The sequence below is a fragment of the Mesorhizobium sp. M2A.F.Ca.ET.042.01.1.1 genome (genome assembly GCF_003997405.1).
Lineage (GTDB): Bacteria > Pseudomonadota > Alphaproteobacteria > Rhizobiales > Rhizobiaceae > Mesorhizobium.
In genome coordinates this window covers 1-16,404 of the sequence record NZ_RZRX01000142.1, presented here as the reverse complement: position 1 = coordinate 16,404, position 16,404 = coordinate 1, and the positions used below count along the sequence as shown (strand labels likewise).

General features: G+C 64.8%; 12 protein-coding genes and 1 pseudogene. 5 read left to right on the top strand and 8 right to left on the bottom strand.

Annotated elements, in window-relative coordinates; genetic code table 11:
* Window positions 1-2,191: pseudogene (locus EOA23_RS21005) on the top strand (kinesin); the annotation flags it as partial.
* A gap of 211 nt (window positions 2,192-2,402) precedes the next feature.
* Here the strand turns inward: EOA23_RS21005 and EOA23_RS21000 are convergent.
* From EOA23_RS21000 to EOA23_RS20980, 5 genes are read right to left on the bottom strand one after another with little or no spacing between them, the layout of a single operon-like run.
* The gene (locus EOA23_RS21000; RefSeq protein ID WP_210212495.1) at window positions 2,403-2,747 is read right to left on the bottom strand and encodes a hypothetical protein; all 345 of its coding nucleotides are present in this window, start codon (window positions 2,745-2,747) and stop codon (window positions 2,403-2,405) included.
* Between the two features lie 3 nt (window positions 2,748-2,750).
* A complete protein-coding gene (locus EOA23_RS20995) occupies window positions 2,751-3,395 on the bottom strand; it encodes an ABC-type transport auxiliary lipoprotein family protein (RefSeq protein WP_127305549.1) in 645 nt (214 codons plus the stop codon).
* Window positions 3,396-3,432: 37 nt separating this feature from the next.
* Window positions 3,433-4,806, bottom strand: coding sequence for an MlaD family protein (locus EOA23_RS20990; RefSeq protein WP_126060643.1), 1,374 nt, complete (start codon window positions 4,804-4,806; stop codon window positions 3,433-3,435).
* Window positions 4,807-4,820: 14 nt separating this feature from the next.
* Complete coding sequence (locus EOA23_RS20985; protein ID WP_126060642.1) at window positions 4,821-5,633, bottom strand: ABC transporter ATP-binding protein; 813 nt, start codon at window positions 5,631-5,633, stop codon at window positions 4,821-4,823.
* 1 nt (window position 5,634) lies between these two features.
* Window positions 5,635-6,822, bottom strand: a complete 1,188-nt coding sequence (locus EOA23_RS20980) for an ABC transporter permease (RefSeq protein WP_127305548.1) — start codon at window positions 6,820-6,822, stop codon at window positions 5,635-5,637.
* A 77-nt stretch (window positions 6,823-6,899) separates the two neighbouring features.
* On the opposite strand from EOA23_RS20980, the gene dgcA reads away from it, so the two are divergent.
* On the top strand, window positions 6,900-7,883 hold the full coding sequence (gene dgcA, locus EOA23_RS20975) for an N-acetyl-D-Glu racemase DgcA (protein WP_127305547.1): 984 nt from the start codon (window positions 6,900-6,902) through the stop codon (window positions 7,881-7,883).
* Here the strand turns inward: dgcA and EOA23_RS20970 are convergent.
* Together EOA23_RS20970 and EOA23_RS20965 are read right to left on the bottom strand one after the other, a co-directional pair.
* On the bottom strand, window positions 7,854-9,068 hold the full coding sequence (locus EOA23_RS20970; RefSeq protein WP_127305546.1) for an MFS transporter: 1,215 nt from the start codon (window positions 9,066-9,068) through the stop codon (window positions 7,854-7,856). The two genes, dgcA and EOA23_RS20970, sit on opposite strands and share 30 nt — an antisense overlap.
* A 220-nt stretch (window positions 9,069-9,288) precedes the next feature.
* Window positions 9,289-10,119, bottom strand: a complete 831-nt coding sequence (locus EOA23_RS20965) for a UDP-2,3-diacylglucosamine diphosphatase (RefSeq protein WP_127305545.1) — start codon at window positions 10,117-10,119, stop codon at window positions 9,289-9,291.
* Window positions 10,120-10,242: 123 nt separating this feature from the next.
* Here EOA23_RS20965 and EOA23_RS20960 point away from each other — a divergent pair, with 123 nt between their 5' ends.
* The 3 genes from EOA23_RS20960 (at window position 10,243) to EOA23_RS20950 (ending at window position 14,836) form a co-directional block, all read left to right on the top strand.
* Window positions 10,243-11,022, top strand: a complete 780-nt coding sequence (locus EOA23_RS20960; protein ID WP_127305544.1) for an SDR family oxidoreductase — start codon at window positions 10,243-10,245, stop codon at window positions 11,020-11,022.
* A gap of 150 nt (window positions 11,023-11,172) precedes the next feature.
* The gene (locus EOA23_RS20955; RefSeq protein WP_127305543.1) at window positions 11,173-13,497 is read left to right on the top strand and encodes an NADP-dependent malic enzyme; all 2,325 of its coding nucleotides are present in this window, start codon (window positions 11,173-11,175) and stop codon (window positions 13,495-13,497) included.
* A gap of 109 nt (window positions 13,498-13,606) precedes the next feature.
* Window positions 13,607-14,836 carry a DUF2865 domain-containing protein gene (locus tag EOA23_RS20950; protein ID WP_127305542.1) on the top strand — a complete coding sequence of 410 codons (1,230 nt, stop codon included), beginning with the start codon at window positions 13,607-13,609 and terminating at the stop codon, window positions 14,834-14,836.
* Here the strand turns inward: EOA23_RS20950 and gltX are convergent.
* The gene (gene gltX / locus EOA23_RS20945) at window positions 14,754-16,127 is read right to left on the bottom strand and encodes a glutamate--tRNA ligase (protein ID WP_127305541.1); all 1,374 of its coding nucleotides are present in this window, start codon (window positions 16,125-16,127) and stop codon (window positions 14,754-14,756) included. The two genes, EOA23_RS20950 and gltX, sit on opposite strands and share 83 nt — an antisense overlap.
* Window positions 16,128-16,404: the final 277 nt, after the last annotated feature.

Genomic DNA, 16,404 nt, shown 5'->3' with positions numbered 1-16,404 from the left:
CGGCCAATGCCTCGGCCGCATCTTCGACAGCGCCGACCAGCAGCTTATGGCGCGCATCGCCGAGGGGTCGGAAGCGCTTTCGGCCCGCGCCGGCGAAATCGGCCGCATATTCGACGACGCCGACAACCGCCTGGTGTCGCGCATCGCTTCGACCAGCTCGACGATCGGCGAACACGCCGACACGATCGTCGGCGCCTTCGCCGCCACCGAGCAGCGTGTCGCCGACCGCGCCCGCCAGACCGGCCAGGAGCTCGCCGTGCATGCCCGCGAGATCGAGCAGGCGCTGGCCGGCGCCGACGAGCGGCTTGCCGCAAGCGCCGCGGCTGCCGCCGCGCGCGTCGAGGACCAGGTCGCGAGCGTGGAAAACCGCCTCGCCTACACCGCAGAGACGATGGGCCAGAAGCTCAGCGAGCAGGTCTCCAGCGCCGAGGCTCAGCTGATCTCGCGCGCCAATGTCATCGCCGAGACCTTCACGGCGGTCGGCCAGCATATCGGCCAGAGCACCAACGAGGCCGCGCGCACGATCGGCGCCAACACCCGCGAGCTCAACACCATGCTCGCGGCGCGTTCGGCCGAGATGGCGAAGATCCTCGACGAGACGGCCAAGCCGCTGGTTGAACGCTTCGCCCAGGGCGGCTCCGAATTGCAGCGCAGCATGGAAGAGGTCGCCGAACGCGCGGCCGAGAAGCTGCGCAGCGAGAACACGAACCTCGTCAATGCTCTCGCCAGCCGCACGGCCGAGACGCTATCTGCCGTCGAAGGCGCTCGCTCGTCGCTTGCCGACAGCGTGGCCGACCTCATCGGCCGCATGACGACCTCCAGCGCCCAGCTCGGCCAACTCATCGAGCAGGCCGCCGTCAATCTCGGCCAGGTCGAGGAGCGGCTCTCCGGCAGCACGCAGAGCTTCGCCACGACTACCGAGAAAGCCGCACAGACCTTCGCCAGCTCGGCGCGTCTGGTCGATTCCAACACGACGCGGCTCACCGACCTGTCATCGGCGACGCTGCGCGAGGTGGCCGCGATCGCGACCAAGTTCGACGAGCATAGCCGGCTGCTCTCCAGCGCTTCGAACCTGCTCAGCTCCGCGCAGAGCAATCTCGAGCACACGCTGGAGCGCCAGTCCTCGCTGGAAGACCTCGCCGTCGGCCTGGTCAAGAAGTCGGAAGACCTCGAAAAGGTGATGCGTTCCTTCGAGAGCCTCGTCGGCCAGACGATGCAGACCGCCGAGGGCCGCACGATGGAATCGGCGGAGAAGATCCGCACCGCCATCGCCGAGGTCGTCGATTCGGCGACCCGTCGCTTTGCCGACGCGACCGAGGAGATGCGGCGCACCGCGGGCTCGATCAAGAGCGAGCTGGACCTGACCCGCGCCGAGCTGAAGAAGGGCGTCATCGAGATGCCGGAAGAGGCCAAGGAATCGACCTCGGCCATTCGTCGCGCCGTCGCCGAGCAGATCAATGCGCTCAAGGAACTGTCGGATATCGTTGCGAAATCCGGCCGCAGCGGCAGCAGTGAACAGGGCGAACCGCGCGGTCTGCGCCCTGCTGCGCAGGCGCCGGCCCGCGCCGCCGAGCCGCCGCTGCGCCGCCCGCCGGCCCCACAGCCACAGCCACAGCCACAGCCGCAACCGGCGGCGCGCGCGCCTCAAGCGCCGCTCGCCGAGACCACGCTGCGCGGCACGCTTGACCTCGAACGTCCCGCCGAGGCGCCGCGCCGTGAGAACGGCAAGACACAGCAGGGCGGCTGGGTGCGCGATCTCCTGACCAACGCCTCGCGCGAGGAAGAGCTGCGCCCGGCGGCGCCGGCGGAAGCGCCGCGCGCGGCGCCTGCCCAGCGCTCGCCGCTGCATGTCATGGAGTCGCTCAACTCGCTCTCCGTCGACATTGCGCGGGCCATCGACCACGACGCCTCGATCGAGCTGTGGAACCGCTACCGCCGCGGCGAGCGCGACGTGTTCACGCGCCGCCTCTATACGCTCAAGGGCCAGCAGACCTTCGACGAGATCCGCCGCAAATATCAGGCCGAGTCGGAATTCCGCGCCGCGGTCGACCGCTACTGCGAGGATTTCGAGAAGCTGCTCAAGGATGTCTCGCGCAACGATCGCGACAACATCATGGCGCAGACCTATCTGACCTCCGACACCGGCAAGGTCTACACCATGCTGGCCCACGCCAGCGGCCGGTTGCACTGAACGCCGGCAGGCAGAATCGTAAACCAAAAAGGCGGGTCTCGACCCGCCTTTTTCATGTCCACGATGTCGTTGTCGGCTTAGCCGGTGCTTACAGCAGGATGAATTGGAGTGGAGTCATTCATCCCGCTCCGACTCTTTGTTTTGTCGCATGGTCTTAATCCGAAAGCTCTGCAACTCTTTGCCGTCGCTGACCTTCTTTCGGGATCATGCTCTATGCCTCGCCGAGACGGACGTCGCTCGCGATCACCCGGTGGTGCTCGACAAATTCCAGACGATCGAGCAGGAAGCGGTCGTCTTCCGGGTAGTAGACCGCACGCTCCGGCTGCGGCCCGGCGAAGGCGCGAATGGCATCCATGTCGCGCCACCAGCTCAGCGTGGTGATTTCGCTGACGCCGTCGCCCAGCGTGCGCATCAGCATCTGGCAGCCGAGGTTGCCGGGCGTCTCTGAGTAGTCCTTCAACCCTGTCTTCACGATGTAGGCGACATACGCCTCCTCCTCGGCCGTCCTGATGCGGCCGCTCCACTTGCGGAGAATGACTTGGGATTCGCTCATCATTGTCTAGATCATCTGATCCGTCCAGCGGACGATGTCGGTCGCCGCCTGGCCGAAGGCATTGTCCAGCGCGCGGACGTAAGCCGCATTGCCGCTGCCGGAGACCGGCGCGCTCGCGGTGAAGTCCTTCGAGGCCCGCACCTCGCCGTTGCGGTCGTTCAGGATGCGCACGAACAGGTCGACGTCGGCATGCTCGCCGCCATTGACGCGCACCTCGAAGGAGCGCACCTCGACGATGATCTGGTAGTCGATGGCCAGCCCCTCGCCCGGCTTGCCTACGCCGGCAAAGCTGCCGGAACGCTGGAACGTCTCGGCCAGCCTCGCCTGCACGATCAGCGGCAGCCGGTCCGCCCATTGCGCGCCTTTCAGGAACTGGATCGAGCGGTCGGAAGGCCTGATGACGATGTTCTGGCTGTCCAGCGCCTTGAGCGCCGAGGGCTGGGCGATCAGGATCTGGCGGCGGCTGTGCGCATGCACGTCGACCGACGGCGCGGACAGTTCGAACGTGTCGAGCGGCGCCGGCTTGCCGCCCAGGACCGCGCAACCGGCAAGCGTAAGCACCAGCAATGCCGCCGTGGATGATCTCAAACTACCCGCTACCACCCTGACCGACTTCACGCGCGATCCCCGTTGTCCCCGATCAACCCGCATTCGCGGTTCATTTTCTTGGCGGTCGCGGCGGCCGAAGTCAACGCCGTGCCCTTCCGTCGAATTGCCGGACCTCGCCCTCGCCCCCGGACAGGATGCGCTGCGGATTGCGGCTGAGGTCGGTCACCGCCTCCTCGATGCGGTTGATCGAGCGGCGGCTGTCCTGCACCAGCGCTTCCACATTCTGCAGCCCCTGGCCGGAGAAGCGTGACAGGTTGTCGACGATGGTGCCGAGGCGGGAGTTAAGGGTATCGGCCACCTGCTTGAAGGACTTGAGCGTCGCCCTCGCATCGGCCATCACGCCGTCGGCCTCGCCGGAGCCTAGAATCTTGTCCACCTTGGCCAGGATGCCGTCGACGCGCACCGAGGCGTCGTTGAGGCGCTGCGCAAGCTGGCGGGCATTCTTGATCGTGTCATTGATGTCGTCGGAACGGTTGGCGATCTTGTCGGTGACCTTGGCGATGTCCGAGGCCGCCTTGTCGGCGCTGGCGCTTGCTTTCTGGATATTGGCCAAAGCCTCCTTGACGTCGGCCGGATCGATGCCGTCGAGCACGCCGTTGACCTTGGCCAGTGTCCCTTGCGTCTGCTTGGCGAAATCGTTGATCGAGCCGACCGCCGTGTTGACGTTGCCGATGACGGTGTCGAACTGCTTCGAGGTCTCTTTCAGGTTCGCCGTCACCGTATCGACATTGGCCACAATGCTCTTGATCTGGTCCTTGTCGACGGAATTGAGCAGGCCTTCGGCGGCCTTCAGCGTGCTGTCGAGCCGTCCGGAGACATTCTTCAGCTGATCCGAAAGCGAGCTCACCGCCGACAGGAACTTGTCTATGCCGTCGGAATTCTTGGCCAGCGCGTCCGAGAAGGTCTGGACGTTCTTGATCGTCTGCGTCAGCGGCTCACGAACGTCCTTGGTAAAACCTTCGAGCTCGCTAAGCACCTTGTCGGCGCGGGTAAAGATGTTCTGAGCCGTCTGCAAAAGGTTGGTGACCGCGGACGGGTTGGCGACGATCTCGGCGACCCTGCCTTCCTTCTCCGCCTCGTCGAGCAACCTGGCTTCCTTGGGGTCGGCACCCTTGAGCTCGATATTGGCCTGGCCGCTGAGGCCGGTCAGTCCGATGTCGGCCTGCGTCGACTTGGTGATCGGCGTCCAGCGGGCGATTTCGGTGTCGGCAATGGCGACGGTCGGATCGTCGCCATCGATGTAGACGTTTTTCACATCGCCCACCCTGACGCCGTTGAACAGCACCAGGCTGCCGCGGCTGAGGCCCGAGGCCGAGCCTGGGATGCGCACGCGCAGCATCGCCGTTTCGCCCCTGTCGCCGATCGCAGCCGTCCAATAGACGAAGGCGAAGGCCGCCAGGATCGCGCCCAGCGTGAAGATGCCGACGATGACGTAGTTGGCTCTTGTTTCCATCGCCCCACTTATCGCTATGCGCGCGCCGCAAGATCAAGTTGCCGGGCGCGTTTTCCGCGGAAATAGGATTTCACCCACGGCTCATCGCTCTTCAGCATGTCGTCGATCGTGCCTTCCACCAGCACCCTCTTCTTGCCGAGCACCGCCACGTGGTCGCAAGCGGTGAACAGCGTGTCGAGATCGTGCGTGACCATGTAGACGGTCAGATCCATTGTGTCGCGCAGCTTGACGACCAATTCGTCGAACTCGGCTGCGCTGATCGGGTCGAGCCCCGAGGTCGGTTCGTCCAGAAAGACGATGTCCGGATCGAGCGCAAGCGCACGCGCCAGCGCCGCGCGCTTGATCATGCCGCCGGAAAGTTCGGACGGGAATTTCTGCGCGGCGTCGGTCGGCAGCCCGACCAGCTCGATCTTGAGCATGGCGAGCTCATCCATCAGCGCCTTGGGCAGGTCGAGATATTCGCGCATCGGCACCTGCACGTTCTCCAGCACCGTCAGCGCCGAAAACAGCGCCCCATGCTGGAACAGCACGCCGAGCCGCATATCGATGCGCAGGCGATCGGCGTCGCTTGCCTTGTCGACATCGACGCCGAACAGGCTGATCGTCCCCGACTGCTTCGGCATCAATCCCAGTATGGTGCGCAGCAGCACCGATTTGCCGGCGCCGGAGGCGCCGACAAAGCCGAGGATTTCCCCGCGCTTGATGTCGAGCGAAAGCTTGTCGAGAATCAGCTTGTCGCCGATGGCGACGGTGACGTCGCGAACCGAAAGCACGATCTCGCCATCGTTCGTGTGCTCCGCTGCCGTGGCGCCGTTGCCGTTCGCCATCTCAGAAGCCGATCGCTGCGTAGAACATGGCGAAAAGCCCGTCGAGGATGATGACGATGAAGATCGACTTCACCACCGACGCGGTGACGTGCAGGCCGAGCGATTCGGCGCTGCCGCCGACCTTCATGCCCTCGACAGACGCGATGATGCCGATGATCAGGGCCATGAACGGCGCCTTGATCAGGCCGGCGAAGATGGTGCTGAGATCGATGGCGACGCGCAGCCTGTCTATGAACGCGGCCGGCGGGATGTCGGAATAGAGCCAGGCGGCGACGATGCCGCCGCCGAGCGCCGCGAAATTGGCGATGATGGTAAGGCAGGGCAGCCCGATCACCAGCGCGACGAGCCGCGGAAAGACAAGCACGCCGATCGGGTTGAGGCCGATCACCTTCAGCGCATCGACCTCCTCGCGCATCTTCATCGAGCCGATCTCGGCCGTGATGGCGCTGCCCGAACGTCCCGCGAGCATGATCGCCGTCATCAGCACGCCGAGCTCGCGCAGGATCAGCACGCCGACAAGGTCGACGACGAAGATATTGGCGCCGAAATAGCTGAGCTGATAGGCGCCCTGCTGGGCGACGATGGCGCCGACGATGGCCGACATCAGCACCACCACCGGGATCGCGCCGACGCCCATGCGATCGATCTGGTTGAAGATCGCGGCCGGATTGACCGCATGGCCGCGGCCGAGCTTCATCTGCGCGCCGCGGATCGTGGCGCCGAGGATGTTCATCGAGGCGAAGAAATCGTCGCGCATCTCGTAGACCTGCCGGCCTACCAGCTCCAGCGCGCGCAGGATGATGTTGGGCGGTCCGGACGGGTCCGATTCGGGCTCGCGACGGACCGCGTCGCCGACCGCGCCGAGCAGGATCGAGGCGACCTCGCTTTGCCCCTGCAAATGGACCTCGACGCCTTTCTTCTCGAAGGCGCTGGCCAGCCGGTCGATCAGCCAGGCCCCGGCCGTGTCCATCTTTTCGATGTGGGAAAGGTCGAGCATCAGCTGTTTCGCGCCGCTTCTCTGCTCGATCTTGCGCATGTCTCCATCGACCGCCGCCACGGTGCGCGTCGTCCACACGCCGGAAAAGGCGCAGCCCAGCACCCCGCCCTCTTCGCCCACGGCGACGCGCGGTCGATGCTCGCCGTTCTCGGCGGCCTCGCCGCTTGCGTCGCGTTTGCGGATGGTCAACATGGCGTCCTGTTTAGCGTGACGGGACTGGCGTGTCGATTTGCCGGCAGACTGGTGTCGCACAGCCGGAGAAGAAAATTATGGCGCGTGTCATTTCGGTCGAAATGGAGCGATTCCCGATCGCCGGCACCTTCACCATCTCACGCGGATCCAAAACCGAGGCCGAAGTCATCACCGTAACGATTGCTGACGGGGGACGTTCCGGGCGCGGCGAGTGCGTGCCCTACAAGCGCTACGGCGAGACCATGGACGGCGTATATGCCGCGATCGAGGCGATGCGCGATCCGATCGCTGACGGCATCGACCGGACCGCTCTGCTCGCTGCCATGCCGGCAGGCGCGGCACGCAATGCCATAGATTGCGCGCTCTGGGATCTGGAAGCGAAGCTGACCGGCACGCCCGTGGCGGCGGCGATCGGCGTCCTTCCGCCCAAACCACTGGAAACCGCTTACACGCTGTCGCTTGCCGAACCGGAAGCCATGGCGGCGCAAGCGCGCGCCAACGCCGCGCGGCCTTTGCTCAAGGTCAAGATCGGCGGCGACAACGACATGGCGCGGATTCGCGCGGTGACGGAATCCGCTCCCGAGAGCCGTATCATCCTCGATGCCAATGAGGGCTGGACGGACGAGACTATCGAGGCGAATCTTGCCTTCGCCGCGCAGCACGGCATCACGCTCATCGAGCAGCCGCTGCCGGCGGGCAAGGACGACATCCTGCGCCGGATAGCGCATCCGGTGCCGGTCTGCGCCGACGAAAGCGTGCACGCGGCGAAGGACCTCGACGCGCTGGTCGGTCTCTACGACGCCGTCAACATCAAGCTCGACAAATCCGGCGGCCTGACGGAGGCGTTGAGATTGCGCGACCGAGCCCGCGATCTCGGCTTCGGCATCATGGTGGGCTGCATGGTCGGCACCTCGCTCGCCATGGCGCCGGCGGTTTTGCTGGCGCAGGACGCCGACTTCGTCGACCTCGATGGCCCGCTGCTTCTCGCACGCGATCGCGAGCCCGGCCTCGTCTACCAGGGATCGCTGGTTTCACCCCCCGACAGGGAGCTTTGGGGCTGAGCGCGCGGCAAGACCGATCAGCGCCATGCCGACGATCGCGATCGGGATCATCGCCCAGAAACCGTCGACGCCCAAGCGGTCGTAAAGCGGGCCGGAAGCAAGCGTCACCGCCGCCATGAAGAAGCCGTTGAAGAAATAGGCAATGCCCTGCGCCGCGCCCGTGCGCTCCTCGGAAACCGTCTCGCCGATCATCTTCTGCAGCCCGATCAACACCATCGCGACCGAGACCGAGTGCAGCGACTGGACAAGGAAGAAGCCGCCGACGCCAAACCCGAGCGGCCAGACGAGCGGAAAGGCGATCCAGCGCACGATCGAGCCGATGCCGGCGATCACCATCACCTTGACCACTGAGACCGACGAAAAAATGCGGTTGAAAAACAAGAACATGCAGACTTCGGAGACCACGCCCCAGGCCCATAGCAGGCCGACGACGGAATCGCCGATGCCAATCGACTTCCAGTAGATCGACACGAAGCCGTAGAGGAAGGCGTGGCTGGCGGTGATGACGCCGACCCCGAGGGTGAAATAGAGGAAATAGGCGTTGAAGAGGCTGGGCGCCTTGTGCTGGATTTCAGTGGCCGACAGCGGCGAGGCCTTGCGCGGCCGCCCCATGCGCGGCGCCCACAGACCCGCGGCAAGAGCCGCGCCAAGCGCCACGAAGATGATCACCGGAACCGCCTGCGGACCTGTGGCCGCCAGGATGAATCCGCCCGCGATATTGGCGCAGAGATAGGCGATCGAACCCCATTTGCGCATCGCCGTGTAATTGGAGCCGAAGCGCCGCACGCCCGACAGCGCCAGCGAATCGGCCATCGGCGAATGCGGCGTCCAGACGATGGTGAGCAGCAGCGACACGGCAAGCACGGTCGCGTAGGTGGCCGGCAGGAAATAGCCCGCCGAGACGGCCATCGAGGCTGCGACCAGCGTGATATAGACATTGGCGCGGTCCTTCGCCCGGTCGGCAAGCGCCGTCAGCATCGGCGTCGTCACCACGCGCAGGAACATCGGCGCCGCCAGGATGACGGCGATCTGCTCGGCATGAAACCCCTTCGCCTGCAGCCAGAGCGGAAAATAAGGCAGATGCGTGCCCTGCGACACGAACAAGGTCGCGAAGATCAGGCTGATGCGCAGTTCGAAATGGCTGGGCTTGATGCGTTGTTCGGGCGAGAGCGGCGGCAGCGACATGAATCGATCCAATTGCGTTGCAATCGACGGCCTGCAACGCGTTTCAATCCCTAACATGCGGCAAGGCAGGTCGGAACTGCCTGGACCAATCGATCAAGGGCAAAGCTGTTGAAGACCGCGTCCGGCACGGACATGCCGCGCTTCGGCTTCAATGAACAACGCGGAACAACGCGCGCGCCAGGACGCTCAATGGAGCCGATCCCAGACGGGCAGACGGCGTTTACGCCGCCTGCGCGGCCCTGCCCTTGAGGTCGATAATGTCGACCGGAACCAACACATCCTTCCCAGTTGAAGATTCCGGCAGCACATGCGCCCAGGTCAGGATCTCCATGCGGCCGTCGAAATGCTCGACAACCGCGGTGCAGCCCTCCACCCAGTCGCCGGTGTTGATGTACTGCACCTCCCCATAGCTTTCGATGGCGGCATGGTGGATGTGGCCGCAGATCACGCCGTCGACATGCGACCGCCGCGCTTCTTCCGAAAGCACGGTCTGGAACGAGCCGATGAAGTTCACCGCCTTCTTCACCTTGACCTTGGCCCATGACGAAAACGACCAGTAAGGCAGGCCGAGCAGGTGGCGCAGCTTGGTCACGACGCGGTTGATCAGCATCGCCGTGTCATAGGCATAGTCGCCGAGATAAGCGAGCCAGCGCTGGTTGTGCACCACCGTGTCGAACTGGTCGCCATGGATGACCAGCAGGCGCCGGCCGTCGGCGGTTTCGTGGATGGCGCGGTCGGCAACGACGATGCCGCCGAAATGCACGCCCTGGAACTGGCGGGCGAATTCGTCGTGATTGCCGGCGATATAGGTGATCGAGGCGCCCTTGCGTGCCTTGCGCAGCAGCTTCTGCACGACGTCATTGTGGCTCTGCGGCCAGTGCCAGCTGCGGCGCAGCCGCCAGCCGTCGACGATATCGCCGACCAGATAGATGATCTCGGCGTCGTGATGGCGCAGGAAGTCGATCAGGAAATCGGCCTTGGCCGCTTTCGAGCCGAGATGCACGTCGGAAATGAACAGGGCGCGGAAAGTGCGGGGCTCTGGGGCTGACATCGCGATTTTACCCTTTGCTTTCGCGTGCCTATGCCCCGATTCATGCAACAACCGTATGACGGTTGCGGTTGGTCCAGCCCAGGCGCTAGCTTGGCGCCGCCAAAGCATCAGGAGAAAATCACCATGGATCTCGGCATTCGCGGCAAGAAGGCCATCGTCTGCGCCTCGAGCAAGGGGCTTGGAAAGGGTTGCGCCATGGCGTTGGCCGAAGCCGGCGTCGACCTCGTCGTCAACGGTCGCAACGCCGAGCTTCTCGCCAGGACCGCGCAAGAGATCCGCGAGAAATTCGGCGTCAAGGTAATCGAAGTTGCCGGCGATGTGTCGAAGCCCGAGGTGCAGAAGGCGATCCTTGCCGCCTGCCCCGATCCGGACATCCTGGTCAACAACAATGGCGGCCCGCCGCTGCGCGATTTCCGCGAGCTCGATCGCACGAAAATCCTCGAGGGCGTGACGCAGAACATGGTGACGCCGATCGAGCTCATCCAGGCGGTGATCGACGGCATGGCCAAGCGCGGCTTCGGCCGCATCGTCAACATCACTTCGCTGTCGGTCTATGTGCCGATCCCCGGCCTCGACCTGTCGTCCGGCGCGCGCGCCGGCCTGACCTCGTTCCTGGCCGGCGTGGCGCGCACGGTGATCGACCGCAACGTCACCATCAACAGCCTGCTGCCCGGGAAACTAGACACCGACCGGTTGCGCGGCCCGCATGAAGCAGGCACTCAGGAAGACCCGGGCGCGGCAGCCGCGCGCAAGGCCCGCATCAGCGCCGACGTGCCGGCGAAACGTCTCGGCACGCCCGAGGAATTCGGCCAGATCTGCGCCTTTCTCTGTTCGGTCCATGCCGGCTACCTCACCGGCCAGAATATCCCGGTCGATGGCGGCCTCTACGTCAGCGCCTTCTGAGCATCGCCTGAAGCTCTCCAGCCAACCATCTGGAATCGGAAGATTATTTCTGCTCCGGCATTGTGAAGCTGGAGCCTGCGATTTGCGGTCGCGAAAAATCGCGGGCGCATGCTAAAAGGCTCCAAACCAGTATCGCAGGGAGGGGCCGCAATGGACGGCGAGAACAAGAAAACGGCCCGGTCGGACCTCGACGAGGCCGCCCTCTTCTTCCACAAGCACCCGAAGCCGGGAAAGCTTGAGATCCAGGCGACCAAGCCGCTCGGCAACCAGCGCGACCTGGCGCTTGCCTATTCGCCGGGCGTGGCCGCACCCTGCCTCGAGATCCGCGACGATCCGGCAACCGCCGCCGACTACACCGCCCGCGCCAATCTTGTCGGCGTAGTCTCCAACGGCTCGGCCGTGCTCGGGCTCGGCAATATCGGCCCGCTCGCCTCCAAGCCGGTGATGGAAGGCAAGGCCGTGCTGTTCAAGAAATTCGCCGGCATCGACGTCTTCGACATCGAGATCGATGCGCCGGAGATCGAGCGCATGGTCGAGACCGTGGCGGCGCTCGAGCCGACCTTCGGCGGCATTAACCTGGAGGACATCAAGGCGCCGGAATGCTTCGAGGTCGAGGAGCGGCTGAAGGCCCGCATGGGCATTCCGGTCTTCCACGACGACCAGCATGGCACGGCGATCATCGTCGCCGCGGCGGTGCTCAACGGGCTGGAACTGGCCGGCAAGGCGATTTCCGACATCAAGATCGTCACCTCCGGCGCGGGCGCCGCAGCACTTGCCTGCCTCAATCTTCTGGTCTCGCTCGGCGCCAAGGTGGAAAACATCTGGGTCACCGACCGTTTCGGCGTCGCCTACAAGGGCCGCGTCGAGGAGATGGATCGCTGGAAGGACCCGTATGTGAAGGACACCGAGGCGCGCACGCTTGCCGACGTCATTTCCGGCGCAGACGTGTTTCTGGGCCTCTCCGCCGCCGGCGTGCTGAAGCCGGAGCTCCTGCAACATATGGCGCCGAAGCCGCTCATCCTGGCTTTGGCCAACCCCAATCCCGAGATCATGCCGGAGCTGGCGCGGGCCGCCCGGCCGGACGCCATGATCTGCACCGGCCGCTCGGATTTTCCCAATCAAGTCAACAATGTGCTCTGCTTTCCTTACATCTTCCGCGGCGCGCTCGATTGCGGCGCCAGCGCCATCAACGAGGAGATGAAGATGTCGGCCGTGCGCGCGATCGCCGCCCTTGCCCGCGAGGAGCCTTCCGATGTCGCGGCGCGCGCCTATTCCGGCGAGACGCCGATGTTCGGTCCCGATTTCCTGATCCCCTCGCCTTTCGATCCGCGCCTTATCCTGCGCATCGCGCCGGCGGTGGCGAAGGCCGCATGCGACACCGGCGTCGCGACGCGGCCGATTAGCGACTTCGCCGCCTATATCGACAAGCTCAACCGCTTCGTCTTCCGCTCCGGCCTGGTGATGAAGCCGGTGTTTTCCACCGCTAAGGCTTCAAGCGCCAAGCGCGTCATCTATGCCGATGGCGAGGACGAACGCGTGCTCCGCGCCGCCCAGGTGGTGTTGGAGGAAAGCATTGCCGAACCGACTTTGATCGGCCGCCCGCATGTGGTGGAGGTCCGCCTGAAGCGTTACGGCCTGCGCATCCGGCCTGGCGTCGATTTCGCATTGATCAATCCGGAAGACGATCCGCGCTACCGCCATTATGTCGACCTTTTGATCGAGCTCGCTGGCCGGCGCGGCGTGACGACGGAAGCCGCCCGCACCATGGTGCGCACCAACAATACGGTTATCGCGGCGCTCGCGCTGAAGCGTGGCGATGCGGATGCCATGATCTGCGGGCTCGAAGGTCGTTTCGAGCGGCACTTGCGCAATGTCTCGCTGATCATCGGGCCGCGCGCCGGCGTCAAGGACCGCGATCTGTCGGCGCTCTCCATGCTGATTTCGCAGCGGGGCATCGTCTTTCTCACAGACACCTACGTCTCCATCGATCCCACAGCCGAGGAGATCGCGGAGATGACCGTTCTGGCGGCGGAGGAAATCAGGCGTTTCGGCATGGAACCCAAGGCCGCCCTGCTCTCCTTCTCGGATTTCGGTTCGCGCGACGCGCCGAGCGCATTCAAGATGCGGCAAGCCGCGGCGATCCTGGCGCGCATCGCACCCGACCTTGAATGCGACGGCGAGATGCATGCCGATACCGCGCTTTCGGAACATCTGCGCCAGCGCGTCTATCCGCACTCCAGGTTGAAGGGCGAGGCCAATCTGCTGGTCTTCCCGAACCTCGATTCGGCCAACATCACGCTGACGGCGCTGGGCGCCATGATGGACGCGCTGCATGTCGGGCCGATCCTGCTCGGCACCGACAAGCCCGCCCATATATTGACGCCGTCGGTGACCTCGCGCGGCGTCGTCAACATGACCGCGCTGGCTGTCGTCGAGGCGGCGCACAAGGCGCAGGCGCTGATTGATGTGGGTTGAAGCATGGCGGCTTCGCCAAATTGCCCTTAGGCGCGGTGGTGGCGACTCTGGCATAGTCAGTTAACCACCGCGGCGTAGCTTCGGGTCGGTCGAGCGATTTGGGGTTCAGATGAAAGGCGCGAGGTTGAAGCTGGCCCTCCTAGTGCCGCTGCTTGCAGCGCTCGCAGGCTCGGCCGTCGCCGTCACGGACGTCCAAGCAGCCTCGCGCACTTGCCGCCAGCTTGAAGCCGAACTCGCCGCGACACGCGGGGGCGGCGGCGGGCCGGGCCTCGTCCGCAAATATGACGACGCGATCGCTCGCCAGCGCGAGCAGCTTGCCAGGGCCCGCGGCCGGGCAAGCGATGCTGGCTGCGGCTTCACGCTGTTTTCGCGCAATGTCAGCCAGTGCGCGGCGATCAACGCCTCGATAGAGCGCATGAACGCCAATCTCGACACTTTGCAGGCAAAGCGCGAGCGGCTTGCCGCCGGTGGCACGCGGCGCGACCGCAGTCGTATCCTGGCGGCGCTCGATGCCAACAACTGCCGCGACGACGAGATCGCGCCGCGCCGCGCGCCGCTTCAGGAGGCTTCCCGTGACAATGGCGGCGGCAATCTGTTCGAGCAGCTTTTCGGCCGCCAGGACCAGCAACTCGAAACGCCCGACGCTCCTGATATGCCTGATACGGCGGATGTGCCGCTTGATGATCCGAGCGTGCGCAACATCCGCCGCGTCATCAATCAGCCGGACGGCATGGACCTGCCGCGCTTCGGCGGCGAGTTCCGCACCATGTGCGTGCGCACCTGCGACGGCTATTTCTACCCGATGTCCAACGCCGCCTCCGCCGGCGATTTCGAGCGCGACCAGAAGAATTGCGAATCGAGCTGCCCGGGTACCGAGATGCAGGTCTTCTATTCGCGTGGGATGGACGACGACTCCGGGTCGATGACCTCCTCGGTCACCGGTCAGCCCTACAGCGAGCTGCCGACCGCCTATCTTTACAAGCAGGCCAACTATTCGCGGCCGCCCACTTGCGGATGCAACGCGCAGGCCGGCAATTTCACGATCATCGGCGGCAATCCGCCCAATCCCGAACAGTCGCAGGCGGATGGCGGGATAGCGCCCTTCATTCCCGTGCCGGCGGTGAAGCCCGATCCCGGCGCAGATCCCGAAACGCTCGCCAATGCCGAAGGCGGGCTCGACCAGGACGCGATCAAGCGGCTGACCACAAAGGTGCCGGTGTCGCCGGTCTCGGCGCTGCCGCCGGATCAGCGCAAGGTCAGGGTCGTCGGGCCAGCGTTCCTTCCCGACCCATCAGCGGCAATAGATCTGAAAGCTCCGGCCCCGAAGTCCGCCCGGTGAGCGCCAGCCGCAGCGGCATGAACAGCGGCTTGCCCTTGCGCCCGGTTGCTTCCTTGATCTTGCCGGTCCAGTCCTTCCAGACCGTGCCGTTCCACGGCTCCTCGGGCAGCACGTCGAACGCCTGATTGAGGAAATCGCGGTCCTCGCCGGAAAACTCGGCCGGCTCCTGCGGGCCTTCGCTCACGATTCGCCACCAGGCGACCGCATCCGACAGGCGGTCGAGATTGCCGCGCACCGCCAGCCAGAACGCCTCGGCCTTGTCGCCGGAAATGCCCAGCACCATCAGCCGGTCGCGGGCGTCCTCGAACGACATGTGATGCATCAGCGCGCGGTTGAGCACGAGGAGCTCGTCCGGATCAAACTTGGAAGCGGATTTGGATGTCGCCGCCGGGTCGAAATGGCTGGCAAGCTCGTTGAGGTCGTGCGCGGCGGTGACATTCTCCGACGTGCCGACGAGCACGGCCAGCGACGCGACCGCCATCGGCTCGATCCCGTCCTGGCGCAGGCTCTCGATCGACAGCGCGCCGGTCCGCTTCGACAGCCCCTCGCCCGTGGTCGTGGTGAGCAGATTGTGGTGGCCGAAGACCGGCGGCTCTGCGCCGAGCGCCTTGAAGATGGCGATCTGCACGCCGGTGTTGGTGACATGGTCGTCGCCGCGGATGACATGGCTGACGCCCATCTCGATATCGTCGACCACCGAAGGCAGCGTGTAGAGATAGGTGCCGTCCTCACGCACCAGCACAGGATCCGACAGCGAGGCGAGATCGACGGTCTCCTCGCCGCGCACCAGGTCGTTCCAATGCACGTCCGTGCGCTCCGGCTGCAGCGGATCGCTGGTGAAATTGGGCAAAAGGAAGCGCCAATGCGGCTTGCGTCCATCGGACTGGTATTCCGCCACCTGCTCCGGCGTCAGCGTCAGCGCCTCGCGGCCATAGACCGGCGGCAGGCCGCGCGTGCGGCGCACCTTGCGGCGCAGGTCGAGCTCTTCCGGTGTTTCGTAGCAGGCATAGAGCACCCGCGCCGCCTTCAGCCGCTCGACCGCCGCGTCGTAGATATCGAAGCGGCGCGACTGGTACTCGGTGACATCCGGGAAGATGCCCAGCCAGTGCAGGTCGTAAAGAATGGAATCGGCATATTCCTGCTTCGAGCGGGCAATGTCGGTGTCGTCGAAGCGCTGGATGAAACGGCCCTTGTAGTTGATGGCGAAAAGCCAGTTGAACAGCGCGGTGCGCGCATTGCCTATATGGATGCGGCCGGTCGGCGATGGGGCGAAACGGACGGTGACTGTCATGAGCGGGGCGTAGCGGATGCTTTTGGCGTTGACAAGGCGCGCCCCCGCACGAACGCAACAGATAGTGCAAGCCAGCTAAAATGAAAAGCCGCCGGCCAGGCTGGCTTCGCGGCAGCCTGATAAACCGCGTCAAGTGCCGGGGGACCTGGGCTTCGCATGTCCCCGTTATCCACATATGTGACACACAAGATGTTGGGGTCACAAAAGCTACAAAAACGAATCCTTGACGGGTCGGAACGAGTCGCTTTTTATAGGCCATGCGCTCCTGTTGCGGGCG